The following is a 19,791-nucleotide window of genomic DNA, read 5'->3' as shown; positions in this document are numbered from 1 at the left end:
ACTGTTACATTCCCTTTTCAATTCGATTAAGCAAGTCCTGCCAGTTCGAACCCCCTGTCTTGCCTTCAACTTTACGCCCCAGGCCTTGCGCTTTGGCAAGCCACAAGCCTTCGGCGTTAAAACCGTAAATAGGCTTCAGATCAGGTCGTCGTGTTGCTGGCTGCACTTTTTTAATCAGGTTGTCCAAAACCAAAGGCACTTTGTCCTCACTTTCCATGTAAATAAGCACCATATGAGGCTCGTTTACCGACAAAGCCCGAACGTACATAATCCTTAACTTACTATCTGGCACACCCATAGCCCGCAGCGACACATACTTAGCTATGGCGTAGTCTTCACAATCACCAGCGGCGGTGCCCAAAGTTTCTATCGGCGTTGCCCAGTAGTCTGTTTGCTTCCAATGCGCTATATCAGACTGATAGGCTATGCTGTCGTTAAAAAACTTATTTACCTTGTTCACCCGCACCCAGTCCGACTCGGTTTGCCCTTCTTGCAGCAATTCGTGCCATTGTTCCACTCTGCTTAGCGCGGCATCGCCATATTTAGCGCGAACACCTTCCAGCAATTTGGGTTCAAACACGGCCTGCAAGTAACTGGCATTGCCAAATAAAGACAAAGAGCAGGCCAGTAGTGCTACAAACACCGACTTACGCAGCATAAACCTCCCCGCAGTTCCTTTGGCCTTTACTAAGTAACTTAGTACAGGCTAAGGCAAAGTTAAACAGCTGATACGAGCTAATGCAATGCCCGCATGATTGAAATATCTTTTGCTGTGGGTCAACAGGTTTGGCTGACAAACGGCAGCTAATTTGCCATGTTCTACACCCCTTGCCAAGGTGCGGCCCAAGTTAAATTCTGCCCTATCAGTTTTGCCATATTTTTGGGCAAAAAAGCACCAAAACAGCACAGCGAAATTTGCAAAAAATAGAAAAATGATAATATATGTTATCGATTTTATCATTTCTATCTGGTATTGCCAGCTTTTGTTATTGGCACAATAAATGCTTACCTGTAACATAAAAAGCAAAGCAACAAAAAAGCGAACGAAAACAGCGCTAAAGCTAAAGACAAATGCAGGCCAGGTAATGCGGGTTACCTAATGCAGGTTAAAATTTGTGCGGGTTGAGATTAGTGCAGGTTAAAAATTATGCCAAAAAAACTGGCTTTTATTCCCTTGCTGCTAGGCTCAATGCTAGCCGAAAAGCCAGGCACCAGCGCTAGGCATCAGCACCAGGTATTATTGCCAGTCAAGGCGAGCTTTACCAGCGCCACCAGCAGCCAGGTTTAAGCTGTCATTAGGGTTAACCTGCTGTAACAGCGCAGTTAAAAACTCGCTTTGGGTACAGTAACAGTGCGCTAACACAGAGAACAGAACACAGAAAACAAAACCTAATTGGTAGCTTAAAGCTGGGGCAAGCAAAAAACTGCCAAAAAGCTGTAAAAAAACCTAAAAAAATTGCCTGGAATAAATGCTAACTACAGCAACAGCTTAGCGGTAAACATTAAGCCTGGCGCTTTGTCATGTTAATGTCACCTGTTGAATATAAAGTCGTTTCGGGTTACCTTCGCAGCCCGCAAACGAACAGTAAAAGTACAGGCAAGGAATGGCCATTGCTGAGTTCTAAAGCAAAAGCCTTTTTTGCCTTTTAATTAAATCAGCCTTACACAGAGGGAATTGTATATGCAGCCTACTACCAACCGTAAAGTTACCCGTGCTGTTATTCCGGTTGCTGGCCTTGGCACACGCATGTTGCCAGCCACTAAAGCCATTCCAAAAGAAATGCTGCCAGTGGTCGACAAGCCACTTATACAATATGTAGTGGAAGAAGCCGCAGCCGCAGGCATTACCGAAATAGTGCTGGTGACGCACAGCAGTAAAAACTCTATTGAAAACCACTTCGACACTAGCTTCGAGTTAGAAACTCAGCTGGAAAAGCGGGTAAAACGCTCCTTGCTTGACGAAGTGCGCTCTATCAACCCAAAAAACGTTACAGTAATTTCAGTGCGCCAAAACGTAGCTTTGGGTTTAGGCCATGCCATTTTATGTGCCGCTCCTGTAGTAGGCAACGAGCCTTTTGCCGTGTTATTGCCCGACGTATTAATAGACAAATACACCAGCAACTTAAAGCAAGACAACCTCAAAGCCATGATCGACCGCTACGAGCAAACCGGTACCAGCCAAATTATGGTGGAGCCAGTGCCACGTGAACTGGTGCATAGCTACGGCATTGTAGATTTAGCCGGCCAGCCAATAGAGCAGGGCAAGTCGGTTAGCTTAAAAGCCATGATCGAAAAACCAGATGTAGACGAAGCCCCTTCCAATATGGCCATTACCGGCCGTTATGTGTTATCGCCTTTAGTCATGGAAATTTTAAGCTTCACCCAGGCCGGTGCCGGCGGCGAAATTCAATTAACAGACGCACTCGACCAGCTCTTAAAAGAAGAAGCCATGGAAGCCTACCGCATAGTTGGACGAAGCCACGACTGTGGCAGCAAACTGGGCTACCTGGAGGCTATTATCGACTACGCCTTAAGAGACCCTAAACTAGGCGAAGATTTTGCGGCTTTACTGAAAAAAATGATGACAGGCAACCAGTTAAGTTTAATAGCTTAATACTCTGAATAGTTGTGGTTCAGCCACTCAACTAATGAGAGTGTGCGTTTTAAACGCCACAGATATTTACGGTGTGTGCTTTACTAGCTTAAATACCGTACGGGCGGGGTTTGTCCCGACCGCAATCGAAACAAAAAATGGTGGTAAGGGCTCTTCTCATCCATAAATTGCGGTGTGGTCTACCACCCCAATAAATTACTGTAGGGGCGGGGTTTACCCCCGCCCGTCACGTTTTAAAAAACGGCAGGTAATATCCGGCCTAGATAGTAAAAGGAAAGGGAATGAAGATCAGTATTTTTGGTACAGGCTATGTTGGCTTGGTCACAGGCGCTTGTTTAGCTGACGTAGGCCACGACGTAATTTGTGCCGACGTAAATCAGGCAAAAATTGACGGCTTAAAACAAGGCATAATTCCTATCTACGAACCAGGCCTGGAAAACGTGGTAAAAACCAACGTCAGCCAAGGCAACTTACGTTTTACCACTAACGCTGAAGAAGCAGTGAACCATGCCGAAGTCATATACATAGCAGTAGGCACACCTCCAGACGAAGACGGTTCAGCCGATTTACAATACGTAATGGCTGTGGGCAAAACTATAGCCCAACTAATGCAAAGCTATAAAGTAGTAGTGAATAAAAGCACAGTACCAGTAGGTACTGCCGATAAAGTCACAGCTGTTATTCAGCAAACCTTAGCTGAGCGCGGTTTTGCTGCTGAATTTGACGTAGTCTCCAACCCTGAATTTTTAAAAGAAGGCGCCGCAGTCGCCGACTTTATGCGCCCTGACCGCATAGTCATAGGTACCAGTTCCAAGTTTGCCGAAGACATCATGCGTGAGGTCTATGCACCTTTTAATCGTAACCATGAAAAAATCATAGTCATGGACGTGCGCAGCAGCGAATTAACTAAATACGCCGCCAACTGTATGTTAGCCACCAAAATCAGCTTTATGAACGAAATGGCCAATATAGCCGAGCGTGTCGGGGCTGATATCGAAAACGTGCGTAAAGGTATAGGTTCAGACCCGCGCATTGGTTACCACTTTATCTACGCAGGTTGCGGTTATGGTGGCAGCTGTTTTCCCAAAGATGTACAAGCACTAGCACAAACCGCACGCCAATTTGGTTATGTGCCAGAAATTCTCGACGCAGTAGAAGCAGTAAACTATCGTCAAAAACACAAACTCTTTGAAATGATCTGCAAGCACTATGGTGTATGGGACAAAGCCGAAAAAGGCGAAACCAAGGACATTCTGAAAGGAAAAACTTTTGCCCTTTGGGGTTTAGCCTTTAAACCCAATACCGACGATATGCGTGAAGCTCCAAGTAGAGTATTAATGGAGCAACTTTGGGAGGCCGGAGCTAAGGTGCAGGCTTATGATCCAGAGGCTATGGAAGAGACTCAGCGGATTTATGGTCAAAGTGAAGATCTTCGTTTATGTGGTACTAAAGAAGAAGCACTTAAAGGAGCATCCGCTTTAGTAGTTTGTACGGAATGGAAAACATTTAAAACAATTGATTATAAGCAAATTAGCCAGAGTCTTGAAGATAAACTATTAATTGATGGTCGAAACCTATACAGGAAAAAAAGCGCCAATGAGCATAATATTTCCTATTATGGTATTGGAGTAAATTGATATGATGTTAAGTATTATCATCCCTACATATAACGAGGAAAACTATATTGTTGATACAGTGTCTTCAATAATAAATGCAATAATTCCTTGGGATTATGAAATACTTTTGATTGATGGCAATTCCACAGATAATACTTTAAACTTGGTAAAGAAATTAACAAATGGAATAAGTAATTTTCATATTTTAAATAATCCAAAGAGAATGCAAGTTTATGCTCTAAATATTGGTATTAAGGAATCTAAAGGAGACATTATTGTAAGGTGTGATGCTCACTCTGTATACCCAAAAACATATTTTCTGAATTTGGTGAACTACTTGTTAGATAATGAACATCTCAAAATTGGAAATGTTGGAACGCCTTTTGAAACGAAAAATAAGTCAACCACTGAGATTACTAAAGGTCTGCAAGACGCTATGTCCAATAAAATTGGAGTGGGCGACTCACACAGGACGAATACTTGTTTAGAGAAAGAAAAAGAGGTAGATACCCTACTTTTTGGTGCATGGCGCAAAAGCGTATTTGACGACGTAGGTCTCTTTGATGAAGCTTTCATCCGTGGGCAAGATTATGAGCATAATTTAAGGCTGAAGGACAAAGGTTACAAAGTCATGCAGATACCTGGTGAGCCATTTTTTTATTTCACTCGAAGCAGCTTTAAAAAACTAGCAAAGATGATATATCAATATGCTTATGTCAAAGGGCAGCTATTGTCTATAAGAAAAAAACCAGTAAATGTAAGATCTCTTATACCTGTCTTATCTTTGCTTATTTTTACATTAGTTGCGTTGGTAGATAGACAAATTGCTTTCTTGTTACTATTAATCTATTTTACAGTAGCAATAATTCAAGCCGTAATAAATTTTATCACTCATTCGAGTGTTTTAAGGTCTGTCAGTTTATTTTTCTCATTCCCAGTTATGCATGCTTCTCATGCTTTAGGTTTTATTGCAGGCTATTTAAAGACTCAATTTAGTAAAGATAAATCCAATGCTATGGACGGCACCCGATGAAAAACGAAAAAATATTAATATCCGCGATACTATACAATAATGAGGCTGAATTAATGAGTTTTGTTCAGCATGTTTTTAGTGTTGCTAAAGAATTTATAGTTGATATTTGTGTGACAGTTAATTCATCTTCACTTCACGGAGAGGAGTATGCCTCATACAAAGAGAAGCTCATTTTGACGGGGGCTACTATATTAGAACCTGGCAGCAACTTAGGCTATTTTGGTGCCATGAATTATGCATACAAAAAAAAGTTTACTGAAGGTATCCACAGATACTTTATTGTATCTAATACAGACTTATCGTTTGATGCAGATTTTTTCAAAATATTAAATGACTACAAATTGCTTGATGCGTGTATTGTAGCTCCAAGAATAATATCTTCATTGAGTTGTAACGATCAAAACCCTATGTATGTTGAAAGACCAAGTAGAGTGAAGTTTTATATCTTGTCCAAGATATTTTCATCGTTGATCTTAACTATCATGCAAAGGGTATTTAATCTCGTCATAAGAAAACTCAGAGGGGGAAAGAAGGCATCTGGTGTGGCTGTGAGTGCTAGAGAAATATATGCTGCTCACGGAGCTCTAATTATTATTAGCGGAAATTTTTTTAGTGAAGGCGGTAACCTAAATTATCCAATGTTCTTGTTTTGCGAGGAAATTTTTCTTGCAGAAGAAGTCAGGAGTTTAAAAGGTAAAATAGTATATGAACCGTCATTGATCTCTTATCATGAAGAGCATAAAACGACAGGATTTATTCCATCAAAGAAAATGAGACAATTTCTATCTGAGTCTCATTTGTTTTGTTACGAGAACATGTTGAAATGATTTTTTTTGTATTGTTATGTCAAGTCATTCTCTTGTATTTTTCAAGAAAGTTGTTTCCATCTTATGTGCACGCGTGTACTTTTTTTTCTTCATTTCTATTTTTAGTATTGATTGCTTCTTTAGTGTTTGCACCTGATTATTACTTTTCACACGATGCGTATTTTTTCGTATTGTTGATGCAACTAGCTTGTCTAACTGGTGCTGTATGCTCAAAAATTGTGCTTAGGGATAAAAGTCTTTTAAAAAATACAGCGCAAGACGTGCTCGATATCCGAAAGAATCTTCCGCTATTCACTCGGATAATTTGGTCATCACTAGCGTTTGGGGCTATATCTATTTTAGATACTCTAGCTAGAGGAGGGGTTCAGGTTGGTTCACTTTTCAATTTTGATGCACTACTTCAAGCATCTAACGAGATTTCTGTAGCACGGTACACTGAGGAATTTAGAATTTCGATGGTGTCAAGTATTTGTCAAATGTTCATATTTTTTTCGCTTCTAACATCGGCTTTTGTTTTTAGTTTTGGTGGAAACTATATTAAACGATCCTTAATTTTCCTTCCTTTTTTGCCTTTGCTGGTTGTATCGATTGTTCTTACAACGAGAGCTACCGTTTTGTTTGGCGTCGTATTGTGGGTCAGTTCATATATGGCTACAAGTTTTTATACAGGAAGAAATATTTTTTACAAAGTTGATCCAGCCTCTATCACTAAGCTAGTTTGTTTTATTTTACTAGGGGGGGCTTTCTTTGTAGTGTTACAGTTTTTCAGAGCTGGTTTTTTTGACTTAGCGGCAATACCTGAAATTCTTCAACATCTAAGAAAATGGCCTTTTGGAAGTATTGCAGGCTTCTCCATCTGGTTTGATAATTTTCATGATTCTGAAATTTTTACAGGCTGGGGGTATTATACTTTTACTGGAATGTTTGATTTATTAGGGTTAAGAGATAGAGAGACTGGCCTGTATCTGGATTATGTAGATTTAGGATCTGGAGAGTTTGGCAATATTTACATGGCTCTTAAAGGACTTTTGCTTGATTTTGGTTTCTTGTTAACATCTGTAATTTTTTTCCTCATCGGCTATCTTTCCACACGGTCTGCGATACGCCTTTCTAAAGGGATATATTTAGCGATACCACTGGCATCAGCTTTTATTTCTTTTATTGCTTGGTTTCCTATCGTAAGTTTCTTCTCATACACTGGACATATTTTTTCCTATATCCTTTTCTTTTCTCTATTGAAGTATATTAATATGAGAGAACATAGTCGATGAGATATGAAATATTAGCACGCTTTCTTATTTTTTTCTCAGCTAGAGTAGCACCGAGTGCTATTAATTTTATAATTCTACTTGTCGGAACTGTAATATACCCACCAGATGATTATATTTCTCTTTCTCTATTTTTGACGTTAATTCCGTTTTTGTCATATTGCTTTTATGGTTGGATAAACCAAATCTGTTTACGAGAAGACCTATCGTCGTCAATAAATCGACGATTTGAGTTTGTAACATTAAATTTATTATTTGCATGCGCTGTAATGTTTTTATGTTCTCTTTCTGCTTTATTGATTTCTGAACTAAGTATTTATCCGATACTTGGGGCTTTATTTCAATCTATACATCTTATCGCTGGTTCGTTTCTCCAAAATCAAGGCCGTAACAAATCTTATGCAAAATTAGAGTTTTCTAGATTTTTCCTTCTTTCACTAATGATTCTCTTTTTCTATTTTTTTCGTTTTAAAGTGGAAATTTTATTTTTACTTTACTGCGTAGTTATAATGGTAAATATTGTCTTTTTTTTCTGGCCCGCTATGATTGCAGCTAAAAGTTCATTCATATCAATATTTGGTGAATCCAATATTTTTTCTAAAAAATATACTAAAATTTTTAGTCTTTTTAAGCGATATTTTTGGGTGTCGGTTTGGGTTTCAATGTCGCTCTCTATGCCAGTTTTAGATCGGTTTATTATTCAATATTTCCTACAGGAAAATCAGCTTTTCTTTTATTCTTTATACTCAGACTTTATATATCGATCTTATGTATTTGTCTTACTACCCACGGTTGTTTTTTTTCAAGTAGACATGTTTAAGTCATACAGAAACGGAGACTTTCTTCATTTTTCTCGATTGCTTAAGAGATCTGTATACATTCAGGTTTTAATGTTTATGTTTTTTTTCTCCGGCCTTTTTGTTTTTTCTCATTTTTTTATGTCAAAGGTAATCGAAGGTTTTTTATTTGATTGGCGCCCCTTTGCTTCATTTTCACTTCTATGTTTTGCTTGGCATTTTACCATGCTTCATCAGAAAGAAATTGAAGCTAAATTGGATTTTGGTATACTTTCATTATTCTTATTTATTACTTTAGTATGTTATGTTTCTACTTGTATATTGATGATTAAGTTAAATTTTCTGATGTGGTGGATGATGCCGTTAGTACTTAGTGCGTCGTTGCTTTTTTACAATTGCTTTGTTTTTAAAGCTCGTAAAATTAAATTTTTTGATGGTGGATTATGAATGTATTAGTTACAGGTGGTGCTGGTTTTATTGGCTCAGCAGTTATACGCCACTTAATAAATGATTCAACGCATAACGTGCTGAATCTTGATTGCCTAACTTATGCTGGCAATCTGGCATCTTTGGTCGAGGTCGATAGATCTGAGCGTTACAATTTTTCTCAAATAGATATTTGTAACAAAGAAGCAGTTAAGAAAGTGTTTAGCGAGTTTAAGCCTGACATCATAATGCACCTTGCTGCAGAAAGTCATGTTGACCGCTCTATCGATGGCCCTGCTGCTTTTATTCAAACCAATATAGTGGGTACTTACACTTTGCTTGAAGCTGCCCGCGAGTATTGGAAAGCTTTAGAGCCTGCTAAACAGCAGTTGTTTAGATTCCATCATATTTCTACGGATGAAGTGTATGGCGATTTACATGGCACAGATGATTTGTTTACCGAAGAAACACCTTATGCGCCCAGTAGTCCTTATTCCGCCAGTAAAGCCAGTAGCGACCATTTAGTTCGGGCCTGGAACCGTACCTTTGGTTTGCCGGTAGTGGTGACAAATTGTTCGAATAACTATGGTCCTTACCATTTTCCTGAAAAGCTTATTCCATTAGTTATTCTAAATGCGATACATGGTAAACCTTTGCCTGTGTACGGCGAAGGTAACCAAATACGTGATTGGCTTTTTGTTGAGGATCATGCCCGAGCCTTAGTTAAAGTTGCTACTGAAGGTAAAGTAGGCGAAACCTACAATATTGGCGGCCATAACGAAAAGCGCAATATCGAGGTTGTGCAGGCAATTTGTGGTTTATTAGAAGAGCTGGCGCCAGTGAAGCCTGAAGGCGTTGAACACTACGCTAACCTTATTACTTTTGTAAAGGACAGGCCAGGACACGATCTACGTTACGCTATTGACGCGAGCAAGATTGAGCGTGAGTTAGGGTGGGTACCAGAGGAAAGTTTCGAGACTGGTTTACGTAAAACTGTGCAATGGTATTTAAATAACAAGGGTTGGTGGCAAGCTGTTTTAGATGGCAGTTATCAATTGGAGCGTTTAGGACAGGGAGAGTAAAAATGGCATCATATAAAGGAATAGTACTGGCAGGTGGTTCGGGTTCGCGGTTGCACCCTATTACTATGGGTGTGTCTAAGCAGTTGTTGCCAATCTACGACAAACCAATGATTTATTACCCGTTGTCTGTGCTTATGCTGTCGGGTATTCGCGATATTTTAATTATATCTACGCCAGATGATATGCCTGGTTTTCAGCGTTTGTTAGGCGATGGCAGTCAGTTTGGTTGCCAGTTTAGTTATGCCATACAGCCAAGCCCAGATGGTTTAGCGCAAGCCTTTATTATTGGCGATGCGTTTATAGGAAACGACAACGTTTGTTTGGTCTTAGGTGATAATATTTTCTATGGTCAACACTTTAGCGAGAAATTAACCAAGGCAACTGAGTTAAGTAAAGGCGCTACAGTGTTTGGCTATCATGTAACAGACCCTGAACGTTTTGGTGTTGTTGAATTTGATCAAGCGGGCAGAGCCTTATCTATCGAAGAAAAACCTGCTCAGCCTAAATCAAATTATGCTGTTACAGGTTTGTATTTCTACGACAACGATGTAGTTAACATTGCTAAACATATTAAGCCATCTCACCGTGGCGAGTTGGAAATTACGGACGTAAACATGGCCTACCTTAACAGAGGTGATTTAAATGTAAGCCTGTTGGGCCGTGGTTTTGCCTGGCTAGACACAGGCACCCATGATTCGTTGTTAGAAGCAGGGCAATTTGTGCAAACTATAGAGCATCGTCAGGGCTTGAAAGTAGCATGCCTGGAAGAAATTGCCTTTAACCAAGGGTGGATAACCCCTGAGCAACTAGCCAAAAGGGCTGATGTTTTGAAAAAGACGGGGTACGGTCAGTATCTGTCGCGGTTACTTGTTAATCCATAAGCTTAGGGGCTATTAGTTTATGAAGGTGATAGAAACAGGTTTACAAGGCTGCGTGGTGATAGAGCCTAAAGTATTTGGTGATGAACGTGGCTTTTTCTTAGAAACATTTAGTGCAAGCCGTTACGCTGAGCTGGCTGGTATTGATTTGCCTTTTGTTCAGGATAACCATTCACGCTCTGCAAAAGGCGTGTTGCGTGGTTTGCATTTTCAAAAAAAACGCCCTCAAGGCAAGCTGGTTCGGGTGGTTCGTGGAGAAGTATTCGACGTGGCAGTAGACATTAGGCCTGCTTCAGCTAGTTTTGGCCAATGGTATGGTTTAATTCTGTCCGAGGAAAATAAAAAGCAGTTTTGGGTGCCACCAGGTTTTGCTCATGGTTTTGTGGTGTTATCCGACATGGCCGATTTTGAATATAAGTGTACAGATTATTACGACCCTTCAGATGAAGGCTCGTTAAGCTGGAATGACCCGGATTTGGCTATTCAATGGCCTGAGCTGGATCTGGATTTTAAATTATCAGCCAAAGATAGTGCTGCTGGTTCTTTAAAAGCGCTTCGAGAGGAGCTGGCTTTGTTATGAAAATTTTAGTCACAGGTGCTAATGGTCAGCTAGGCAAATGCCTGGCTGATGTGTTTCAAGCTAGTGAGCACGACGTTGTTTTTGCTGACAGGGCTCTTGTTGATTTGTCAGAACCTGAACATATTTGTCAAAAGCTAGACAATTTGAAGCCAGATTTTGTGATCAATGCGGCGGCTTACACAGCAGTAGACAAAGCCGAAGCCGAACCTGAGTTGGCTCAGCTTATTAATGCCAGTAGCCCTGAAGCAATAGCCCTATGGTGTAGTGCGAATAAGGCTGGTTTTATTCATGTATCAACAGATTATGTATTTGATGGTACGGCAACAAGGCCTTATGTTGAGACCGATTCAGTAAATCCAACCAGCGTTTATGGTAAAACTAAACTTGCTGGTGAAATCGTTGTTTTGCAGGCTTATCCCGCTGCAATTATTATTCGTACTGCTTGGGTTTTTAGCGAGTACGGTAGTAATTTTGTGAAAACAATGTTGCGATTAGGCGCGCAAAGAGATGAGCTAAAAGTAGTTGCTGATCAGGTTGGTTGCCCTACCTATGCAGGTGATATTGCTGCCGCTATTAAAGACATTGTGTTAAAAGTAGCTGATTCGGGTCGTGACGGAGGTGTTTATCATTTTTGTGGCGATAAGGCGGTAAGTTGGTTTGAATTTGCTCAACAGGTGTTCGCTGCAGCGAAAGAGCATGGAGTTTTACTAAAGGATGTGGTGGTACAACCTATTCCAACCAGTGAATACCCAACCCCAGCACGTCGGCCTGCTTTCTCCGTTTTAAGTACAGCAAAAATGCTCGACTCATTTGGCGTTTTGCCGTCAGATTGGCAAAACGCTTTGTCGCATGTAGTTAGTGGGGTCAGGCCTTGAATTTTGATTCAAAATTCAAGGCCTGACCCCGAAGGATGAACCCGAGGGATGGAAGTGCTATTTCCAATTATTATGGCCGGTGGCATGGGCACTCGTTTATGGCCTTTGTCGCGCAGTAACTACCCTAAGCAGTTTATTCCGCTTTGTGGTGAACACAGCATGCTGCAGGAAACCTTGTTGCGTTTAAAGGGCTTGGCCCATCAGCCTGCTATGGTTATTTGCAATGAAGACAACCGCTTTATTACCGCTGAACAGGTAAAGCAGCTGCATATAGCCAATGCACAAATTTTATTGGAGCCGGCAGGGCGTAATACAGCACCTGCTATAGCGCTGGCTGCCTTTACTGCTGTTGCAAAAGGCGACGACCCTCTGTTGTTAGTACTGGCCGCCGACCATGTGATCCAAAACGTGCCAGCCTTTCATGCCGCAGTAGCTCAGGCGACAGTTCTGGCGCAAGCGGGCAAGCTGGTTACCTTTGGCATAGTGCCTGGCCATGCTGAAACTGGTTATGGTTATATTCGCCGGGGTGAGGCTGTTGCTGCCAATGCTGCCAATGCGCCGGAACAAAGCGCGCAGTCAGGCGAGCAATCAACTTATGCAGTAGCGGCTTTTGTAGAAAAACCAGATGCGGCTACAGCTCAAGGCTATTTAGCAAGCGGTGAATACTACTGGAACAGTGGTATGTTTTTATTTAAAGCTTCACGCTATTTAGTAGAGTTAAAGCTACACAGACCAGATATTTATCAGGCCTGTGAGCGCGCTGTTGCAAATTTAACGGCCGACCTTGATTTTATCCGCATTGACAAAGAAGCCTTTTTGGCTTGCCCTGATGACTCTATCGACTATGCAGTGATGGAGAAAACTCAGGATGCAGTAGTAGTTCCTTTGGACGCAGGTTGGAATGACGTAGGTGGCTTTGCGGCTTTGTGGCAGGTAGCGACCAAAGACGCAGAAAACAATGTGTTGCGTGGTGAGGTCTTTAGTCACAATTCGCATGACTTGTACGTGCATTCTGACGACAAAATGGTGGCTACTGTAGGTGTGAGCGACCTGGTGATTGTGAACACCAAAGACGCTATTTTGGTAGCGCATAAAGACTGTACTCAGGACGTAAAACATATAGTTAACCAGCTAAAAGCGGCTGAACGCACTGAAGTAAACTTTCATCGTGAAGTGTATAGGCCTTGGGGTAAATACGATTCGGTCGACAATGGCCAACGTTTTCAGGTGAAGCGTATTACGGTAAAACCTGGCGCTAAGCTTTCAGTGCAAATGCACCACCACCGCGCTGAACACTGGATAGTGGTTGCTGGTACAGCTTTGGTTACCATAGACGGCAAAGATCAATATTTATCCGAAAATCAATCGGTTTATATTCCTATTACCGCAGTTCACGCGCTGGAAAACCCAGGCAAAGTGCCGCTGGAACTGATTGAAGTTCAGTCGGGCAGTTATTTAGGCGAAGACGACATAGTACGTTTCTCCGATAAATACGGCCGGGTGTGAATAAACGGGGTCAGGCCTTGAATGTTGAATCATTGGTGTCAGGTTTTACGGGCGACCATAAAGGTCGCCCCTACAGTAATCTTGATTTATGGAAATTCATTGTAGGGGCTGGGTTTACCCCTCCCGTGAATGGTCAGCCAAACGTGTGCCGGATATTGGTTTAAAACCACTCACGACCATAAAGGTCGCCCTACAGTAATCCGGATTTATGGAAATACATTGTAGGGGCGGGGTTTACCCCGCCCGTGAATGGTCGGCCAAACGTGTGCCGGATATTGGTTTAAAACCACGGGCGACCATAAAGGTCGCCCCTACAGTAATCCGGATTTATAGAAATACATTGTAGGGGCGGGGTTTACTCCGCCCGAATGGTCGGCCAAACGCATGCCAGGTATTGGTTTAATACCACGGACGACCATAAAGGTCGCCCCTACAGTAATCTTGATTTATGGAAGTACATTGTAGGGGCGGGGTTTACCCCGCCCGTGAATGGTCGGCCAAACGTGTGCCGGATATTGGTTTAAAACCACGGGCGACCATAAAGGTCGCCCCTACAGTAATCCGGATTTATAGAAATACATTGTAGGGGCGGGGTTTACTCCGCCCGAATGGTCGGCCAAACGCATGCCAGGTATTGGTTTAATACCACGGACGACCATAAAGGTCGCCCCTACAGTAATCTTGATTTATGGAAGTACATTGTAGGGGCGGGGTTTACCCCGCCCGTGAATGGTCGGCCAAACGTGTGCCGGATATTGGTTTAAAACCACGGGCGACCATAAAGGTCGCCCCTACAGTAATCCGGATTTATGGAAATACATTGTAGGGGCGGGGTTTACTCCGCCCGAATGGTCGGCCAAACGCATGCCAGGTATTGGTTTAATACCACGGGCGACCATAAAGGTCGCCCCTACGATAATCCGGATCAATGCAAATACATTGTAGGGGTGGTGTTTACCCCGCCCGTGAATGGTCGGCCAAACGTGTGCCGGATATTTGTTTAAAACCACGGGCGACCATAAAGGTCGCCCCTACAGTAATCTGGATTTATGGAAATTCATTGTAGGGGCGGGGTTTACTCCGCCCGTGAATGGTCAGCCAAACGTGTGCCGGATATTGGTTTAAAACCACGGGCTACCATAAAGGTCGCCTCTACAGTATCTGGATTTATGGAAATACATTGTAGGGGCGGGGTTTACCCCGCCCGTGAATTGTCAGCCAAACGTGTGCCGGATATTGGTTTAATACCACGGGCGACCATAAAGGTCGCCCCTACAGTAATCCGGGGAACATTGGGGGCCTGACCCCATTCGTAAACAAAGAATCAGCAAAACCAGGAGTCACCATGCTTAATACAATGGACGTTATCGCCAATAGCGGAATTGCTTTTGGTACCAGTGGCGCCCGTGGTCTAGTTACTCAATTTACCACTGATGTCTGTGCCGCTTTTACTCATGCTTTTGTTGCTCAAATGCGGCCAGCTTTTCATTTTGATACTGTTGCTATTGGTATCGACAACAGGCCAAGCAGTTTACATATGGCGCAAGCTTGTGCTGTGGCGGCTCAGCAGGCTGGCTTAACAGCTATATTTTATGGTGTGTTACCTACACCTGCATTGGCTTTTGTCGCTATGCAGCAGGCTATTCCAGCCATTATGGTTACAGGTAGTCATATTCCTTTTGATCGCAACGGTTTAAAGTTTTACCGGCCGGATGGTGAAATTAGCAAGCAAGACGAGTTTGCCATTATTCATTCTGAAACCGAATTTGAAGCCATTACAGCCTTGCAGACACTGCAGATCAACACCTCAGGGGCAGCAGCTTATATAGAGCGCTATCTACAGGTGTTTCCTGCCAACTTATTGCAGGGCAAGCGCATAGGTATTTACCAGCATTCCAGCGCAGGCCGTGATTTATACAATCAGTTATTTAGTGCCTTGGGTGCTGAAGTGATCACGCTGGAGCGCACCGATCATTTTGTGCCTATAGACACGGAAGCAGTGTCAGAAGAAGACAGAGCTAAAGCCAGGCTATGGGCGGCAGAGCACAAGTTGGATGCTATTTTCTCCACAGATGGTGACGGCGACAGGCCTTTGTTGGCTGATGAGGCAGGCAATTGGCTGCGTGGCGATTTACTCTGCTTACTGGCTGCCCGCTATTTAGCTGTTGAAGCTTTGGCTGTGCCTGTGAGCTGCAATACTGCTATTGAAAAGACCGGCAGCTTCAGCACTGTGCTGCGCACCCGTATAGGTTCGCCTTATGTTATTGCCGCTTTTAACGATTTAGCCGCAGACTACAAAACCTATGCTGGCTTTGAAGCCAATGGCGGTTTCCTGCTGGGCAGCTCAGTGCAGATTGGTGCAGCAGAGCTGGCCGCTTTACCAACCCGTGATGCTGTATTGCCTGCGTTGGCGGCTTTGGCACTAGCGGGGCAGGGCAGTGTTTCTGCTTTGTTAGCCAGCTTGCCAGCGCGATACACTGCCAGCGACCGCATTACCAATTTTGCCACTGAAGCAAGCAAGGCCATATTGGCGCAAGCCGCAGCAGCGCCAGAGTTGTTTTTACAGCAGCTAGGTTTTGTGGACAGCAGCATCAGCGAGGTTAATCAAACCGACGGTTTACGCTTAACCTTAGCCAACCAGGATATCATCCACTTGCGCCCATCGGGCAATGCTCCTGAACTGCGTTGCTACGCCGAATCCTGCTCAGAACAAGCAGCGCAAGAATTAGTCCGCCAAACCCTTCAGGGGGTCAGGCCTTGAATGTTGAATCAACATTCAAGGCCTGACCCTGACGAATTCCATTGAATGTTGAATCAACATTCAAGGCCTGACCCTGACGAATTCCATCTATACAAAGTCAAAACTAACTCTCGCAGCTGTAGTTATTTTGTCGCAGCAATGCACAATAAACTATCTGCCTAACCTTGTCGGGTTTGCCCAAGCTTAATTCAGTTGCGCGTGTAAATAGTTCATCTGTTTTTGAGTCTCTTACTGACAATTGTATTTGTATTGTTTCTTTATTGTAATTGTGTGTTAGTTTTGCTTCTTTAAACGATCCGCAAACTGGCTCAACTTCTTCAGAACCCTCATAGCAAAATGCATATTTATACAGACATTGCTCATCATTAGAATTTAAATCTATAACAGCTGTTAATTCTAAATAATCAATACCGTTAAAGGCTTTATTAGGGCATAACATCATCACCCCTAAAACAGCGCCAACTTCAATTTCAATAGTTTTTTCAGGTAACTTAGCGAGGCCTGATTCTACGGTAAAATGAAGTTCTTGAGCAGCATTCGATATATCTTCTAAAACTTTTTTTACACCGGCGTAATTAGAGTTCGATGCAAAAAATAGATATTGGTCGAGTAGGCTTCTTGGGTAAGACGTATTTGCAACGCTCGACAATTCATTTAAATTACTTAAGGAGCCTGACAGGTCGAGAAATTCTGCGACTTTTTCATAGTCTAAACCTTCTGATTTTACATGTTTTAGAATGTCAGAAGCCGCCGTATGGTAGATAGATGTATACACTATATTTTTTTCTAGTGTAGATATGTTGACGTCAATATATGCAGTAAGTCCAGATAATTCATTGTATGTGACAGGTATTTCAAAATATAAATGATTGTCGCTATCGGTTGCTAATAGGTTTTTGGATAAAACATAGATGACCTGCCGTTCGAGTTCTACATAGTAAAAATCTTGTTCTGAAATATTTTTATTGTTTATTCTAATAATCCCTGCATCCGCGGCACTTTCTTCAAGTGTAGAGCGAGCATAAATAATAAACACATGGTCCTCGTCGATAACCGGGACAGGTGTGGTGGGTGGTGTAACCACAGGCGGGGGAGGTGTTACTGGTGGCTGCGTTACTGGTGGAGGACTTGGCACACCAGAGCTAGGTGGTGGCGGATCATTACTTTTCTCCCCACCACCGCAAGCTGTAGCAAATAATAAAACCGCCATCATTAAAACGGTTGCACGAAAAAATCTAAAGGATATAGCTGTTTCGTTCATAAAACACCATCTTAAATTTTAAAACTGACTGTTATTTATACTTTTGAAACAGACTCATAGTATTTAATCATGAATTGTATTGTATTTGTACTGCGTCTACGTTGTAGGTTTTTTTCAACTAAAGGATCTTTACTGAGCTCCTTTTTGTAAATTGGAAATAAGCCACGCCCAGCGCTTAGCGCTGCTCTTAACATTTCTCTCATAATAACCATCTCACTTACGTCAATAATCCTTACTCCATCGTCTTCACGTAATGCTGCTGAAACAAATTTATTATAGATGCTGTGATAGCCATTATGAATGACAGCTTTTCCATTACGTGCACATTTACTCTTTATTGTGTCATTCATAGGAAGCGCCATTAAATTGGATTGGTCATTCACTGCAAAATAATTATTTGTATCAACTTTTAGTAATAATTTTAGGGATTGTGGAATGATATGATGCACTTGGCAACCGTCTATTTTTGCCGTTGTAGTGTGCAAAAATAAAGCGCGATAATTTTTTTCAAAAAACGAACTATTTTCTGTGACCGCATATTTAAAAGATCTACCGTGGCCGATTTTAGTTCCATTAAGTACAAAACAACTCGTCGGGTAATTAGTAATTATAGAATTAGTGAGAGTACCGCAGCGGAGTGCATTTCCACGTATATCGGGGAAGTCTAAAGACACTGCTTCTAAAGCATTTGCATCTACATCATCTGGTTCAAAAAAGATATTAAGTGTATCTCGAAAACTGAGTATCTCAGTTAAGGGATTCCCGCCTGTGAGCATTAGCTTTTCAGTACTAGAAAATCCTTTATTAGACGCTTTATAAATAATACTCGCTGATTTACCTAATGTCTTAACCAGAGCGCCGGCAACTGCTTTGCCTGCTTTCTTCTGGATTTCTTTCAGCGCTTTTAGACTGGCAAATTTTTGAGCAATCTCTACAATCGCCTCGCCTCCCATTGAGCCAAGTATATAAGCGAATTCTGGAGATGACATTGCTCTTATTCCTGCCGATTTTTTTAGATCTAAACCTATGGCTTTCGCAAATGTCTCTTTAAAGGCTGCTGATGTTATAACTTTTTCCAGTTCAAAAGAATCCAACCAGCCACCTTCTGGAGAATTTTCAATAAGAGTGACCAAAGGGCCAAGTAGAGACTCTAAATCAGTATCGCGAAAAATCTCTTTATACATGGTTAGTGAGTTGTTAAGTTCATCAATAAGTTGTGGAAGCTCCGCTAATTGCTCAATGACTTCAAGATCGTCGGTAATAAAATGGCCAACAGTTCTCGAAATGGCGAAGCTAATAGATGCTCTTCGAGACATAGCATCCATTTGCTGGTTTCGAATTGCCATTAAGCCATCATTCAACCCGAGTACAACATTACTGCGAAATTTTGCTTTAGCCAAAGCATCTGAAGCCATAAAATTTTGGTTTAGGGCAAGACCTTGGGTCGATTCGGCTTCCTGAAATAATTTAAGGTTTGATGCAGCTGTTTCTAGAAATCCTCTGCGAAACTTTGCAGCAATCTCAGGCATGAAATTCAAATGTATGCTGGCTTCGCACAGGCTTCTTTTGTCTCCGAATGAACCAGAAGATATTTTCATCCAATCAGTGTAAAGCTCTACCCCCGAGATCAAGTTGTGAGCAAACTCATACATGTGCTGCGGAGCGGGAAGAGGGCTTCGTGCTGCGACTAGAACGCTATGTGCATCTACATCATATTTAGCTCGTGCATAAATAGAGTCATTAAGAAAAATAGTTTCTATGCGGGTATTATTAATTTGATGCACTGGGTAAATGGTTTTCGTACTGTTTTCTGCCAGGCAAATTGTCATTTCCTGTTCAAATCTTTTTTTATACTCTTGGCAGACAACCCCATTGCAAATATCCTGATCTGGGTAAACCGAAATCGTATTTCTGTAAATACTGGTTGTATCTAATGCATGAAAAACTTCATATTTATATGACCCGGCTTTTAACGCTTTTAGTTTGATCGTCGCGACTCTTTTATCCGCAAGATCTATTGTCATGCTCTCTCTGTTAGCCGAATTGATCGAGATGTATGCATTGTTTATCACGCGATCAAAGTGAACTTTTATCACAAAATCTTTTGTTTCTGTAAGAGGTTCGGGTGAGGTGGACACTGATTTAACTTGAGGAATATCACTTATAATATTTAGTTTTCCTCGATAAAGGTCACTATCTCTGGCGGAGTTGTTCACCCTCACGCTGTAAGCCTTGCTGCCTGCTTTTAAGCCGGTGCTGCGCGGTAG

General features: G+C 42.0%; 15 protein-coding genes. 12 read left to right on the top strand and 3 right to left on the bottom strand.

Features of this window, described 5'->3' with window-relative positions; translation table 11 throughout:
* Positions 1-4: 4 nt before the first annotated feature.
* Positions 5-658 (bottom strand): transglutaminase-like cysteine peptidase, encoded by a 654-nt coding sequence (locus EMM73_RS06660; protein WP_127685668.1) that lies wholly within the window; start codon positions 656-658, stop codon positions 5-7.
* Between the two features lie 1,023 nt (positions 659-1,681).
* On the opposite strand from EMM73_RS06660, the gene galU reads away from it, so the two are divergent.
* From galU to EMM73_RS06600, 12 genes are all read left to right on the top strand, one after another.
* Positions 1,682-2,614 (top strand): UTP--glucose-1-phosphate uridylyltransferase GalU, encoded by a 933-nt coding sequence (galU, locus tag EMM73_RS06655; RefSeq protein ID WP_127685667.1) that lies wholly within the window; start codon positions 1,682-1,684, stop codon positions 2,612-2,614.
* 281 nt (positions 2,615-2,895) lie between these two features.
* A complete protein-coding gene (locus tag EMM73_RS06650) occupies positions 2,896-4,251 on the top strand; it encodes a UDP-glucose dehydrogenase family protein (RefSeq protein ID WP_127685666.1) in 1,356 nt (451 codons plus the stop codon).
* A 1-nt stretch (position 4,252) separates the two neighbouring features.
* Complete coding sequence (locus EMM73_RS06645; RefSeq protein ID WP_127685665.1) at positions 4,253-5,263, top strand: glycosyltransferase family 2 protein; 1,011 nt, start codon at positions 4,253-4,255, stop codon at positions 5,261-5,263.
* Positions 5,260-6,090: a hypothetical protein gene (locus EMM73_RS06640; RefSeq protein ID WP_127685664.1), complete on the top strand. Its 831-nt coding sequence runs from the start codon at positions 5,260-5,262 to the stop codon at positions 6,088-6,090. Before EMM73_RS06645 ends, EMM73_RS06640 begins: the two co-directional genes overlap by 4 nt.
* Positions 6,087-7,361 carry an O-antigen polymerase gene (locus tag EMM73_RS06635; RefSeq protein WP_127685663.1) on the top strand — a complete coding sequence of 425 codons (1,275 nt, stop codon included), beginning with the start codon at positions 6,087-6,089 and terminating at the stop codon, positions 7,359-7,361. Before EMM73_RS06640 ends, EMM73_RS06635 begins: the two co-directional genes overlap by 4 nt.
* A complete protein-coding gene (locus EMM73_RS06630) occupies positions 7,358-8,602 on the top strand; it encodes a hypothetical protein (RefSeq protein ID WP_127685662.1) in 1,245 nt (414 codons plus the stop codon). Before EMM73_RS06635 ends, EMM73_RS06630 begins: the two co-directional genes overlap by 4 nt.
* Entirely contained in the window at positions 8,599-9,663 is a 1,065-nt protein-coding gene (gene rfbB / locus EMM73_RS06625) for a dTDP-glucose 4,6-dehydratase (RefSeq protein ID WP_127685661.1), read from the top strand. The genes EMM73_RS06630 and rfbB overlap by 4 nt, the downstream gene beginning before the upstream one ends.
* A gap of 2 nt (positions 9,664-9,665) precedes the next feature.
* Positions 9,666-10,544, top strand: coding sequence for a glucose-1-phosphate thymidylyltransferase RfbA (rfbA, locus tag EMM73_RS06620; protein ID WP_127685660.1), 879 nt, complete (start codon positions 9,666-9,668; stop codon positions 10,542-10,544).
* A 19-nt stretch (positions 10,545-10,563) separates the two neighbouring features.
* Positions 10,564-11,121, top strand: a complete 558-nt coding sequence (gene rfbC / locus EMM73_RS06615) for a dTDP-4-dehydrorhamnose 3,5-epimerase (protein WP_127685659.1) — start codon at positions 10,564-10,566, stop codon at positions 11,119-11,121.
* Positions 11,118-11,996, top strand: coding sequence for a dTDP-4-dehydrorhamnose reductase (gene rfbD, locus EMM73_RS06610; protein WP_127685658.1), 879 nt, complete (start codon positions 11,118-11,120; stop codon positions 11,994-11,996). Before rfbC ends, rfbD begins: the two co-directional genes overlap by 4 nt.
* Positions 11,997-12,044: 48 nt before the next feature.
* The gene (locus EMM73_RS06605) at positions 12,045-13,502 is read left to right on the top strand and encodes a mannose-1-phosphate guanylyltransferase/mannose-6-phosphate isomerase (RefSeq protein ID WP_186435149.1); all 1,458 of its coding nucleotides are present in this window, start codon (positions 12,045-12,047) and stop codon (positions 13,500-13,502) included.
* A gap of 1,345 nt (positions 13,503-14,847) precedes the next feature.
* Positions 14,848-16,263 carry a phosphomannomutase gene (locus EMM73_RS06600; RefSeq protein ID WP_127685657.1) on the top strand — a complete coding sequence of 472 codons (1,416 nt, stop codon included), beginning with the start codon at positions 14,848-14,850 and terminating at the stop codon, positions 16,261-16,263.
* Positions 16,264-16,366: 103 nt separating this feature from the next.
* Here EMM73_RS06600 and EMM73_RS06595 read toward each other — a convergent pair whose 3' ends face one another.
* Positions 16,367-17,524, bottom strand: coding sequence for a hypothetical protein (locus tag EMM73_RS06595; RefSeq protein ID WP_127685656.1), 1,158 nt, complete (start codon positions 17,522-17,524; stop codon positions 16,367-16,369).
* A 35-nt stretch (positions 17,525-17,559) separates the two neighbouring features.
* Positions 17,560-19,791 (bottom strand): AHH domain-containing protein (locus EMM73_RS06590; protein ID WP_186435148.1); only part of this gene is annotated, 2,232 nt, incomplete at its 5' end.

Origin of the sequence: Rheinheimera sediminis, assembly GCF_004005375.1 — a bacterium.
Lineage (GTDB): Bacteria > Pseudomonadota > Gammaproteobacteria > Enterobacterales > Alteromonadaceae > Pararheinheimera.
The sequence above is the reverse complement of the archived record's forward strand: the minus strand, read 5'-3'. Positions and strand labels throughout refer to the sequence as shown.

Bases quoted from the DNA above. Each gene is read 5' to 3' on its own strand.
- EMM73_RS06630 (WP_127685662.1), top strand. From the start codon at position 7,358: ATGAGATATGAAATATTAGCACGCTTTCTTATTTTTTTCTCAGCTAGA.
- rfbC (WP_127685659.1), top strand. From the start codon at position 10,564: ATGAAGGTGATAGAAACAGGTTTACAAGGCTGCGTGGTGATAGAGCCT.
- EMM73_RS06645 (WP_127685665.1), top strand. From the start codon at position 4,253: ATGATGTTAAGTATTATCATCCCTACATATAACGAGGAAAACTATATT.
- rfbD (WP_127685658.1), top strand. From the start codon at position 11,118: ATGAAAATTTTAGTCACAGGTGCTAATGGTCAGCTAGGCAAATGCCTG.
- EMM73_RS06605 (WP_186435149.1), top strand. From the start codon at position 12,045: ATGGAAGTGCTATTTCCAATTATTATGGCCGGTGGCATGGGCACTCGT.
- EMM73_RS06640 (WP_127685664.1), top strand. From the start codon at position 5,260: ATGAAAAACGAAAAAATATTAATATCCGCGATACTATACAATAATGAG.
- EMM73_RS06650 (WP_127685666.1), top strand. From the start codon at position 2,896: ATGAAGATCAGTATTTTTGGTACAGGCTATGTTGGCTTGGTCACAGGC.
- rfbB (WP_127685661.1), top strand. From the start codon at position 8,599: ATGAATGTATTAGTTACAGGTGGTGCTGGTTTTATTGGCTCAGCAGTT.
- galU (WP_127685667.1), top strand. From the start codon at position 1,682: ATGCAGCCTACTACCAACCGTAAAGTTACCCGTGCTGTTATTCCGGTT.
- EMM73_RS06600 (WP_127685657.1), top strand. From the start codon at position 14,848: ATGCTTAATACAATGGACGTTATCGCCAATAGCGGAATTGCTTTTGGT.
- rfbA (WP_127685660.1), top strand. From the start codon at position 9,666: ATGGCATCATATAAAGGAATAGTACTGGCAGGTGGTTCGGGTTCGCGG.
- EMM73_RS06635 (WP_127685663.1), top strand. From the start codon at position 6,087: ATGATTTTTTTTGTATTGTTATGTCAAGTCATTCTCTTGTATTTTTCA.
- EMM73_RS06660 (WP_127685668.1), bottom strand. From the start codon at position 658: ATGCTGCGTAAGTCGGTGTTTGTAGCACTACTGGCCTGCTCTTTGTCT.
- EMM73_RS06595 (WP_127685656.1), bottom strand. From the start codon at position 17,524: ATGAACGAAACAGCTATATCCTTTAGATTTTTTCGTGCAACCGTTTTA.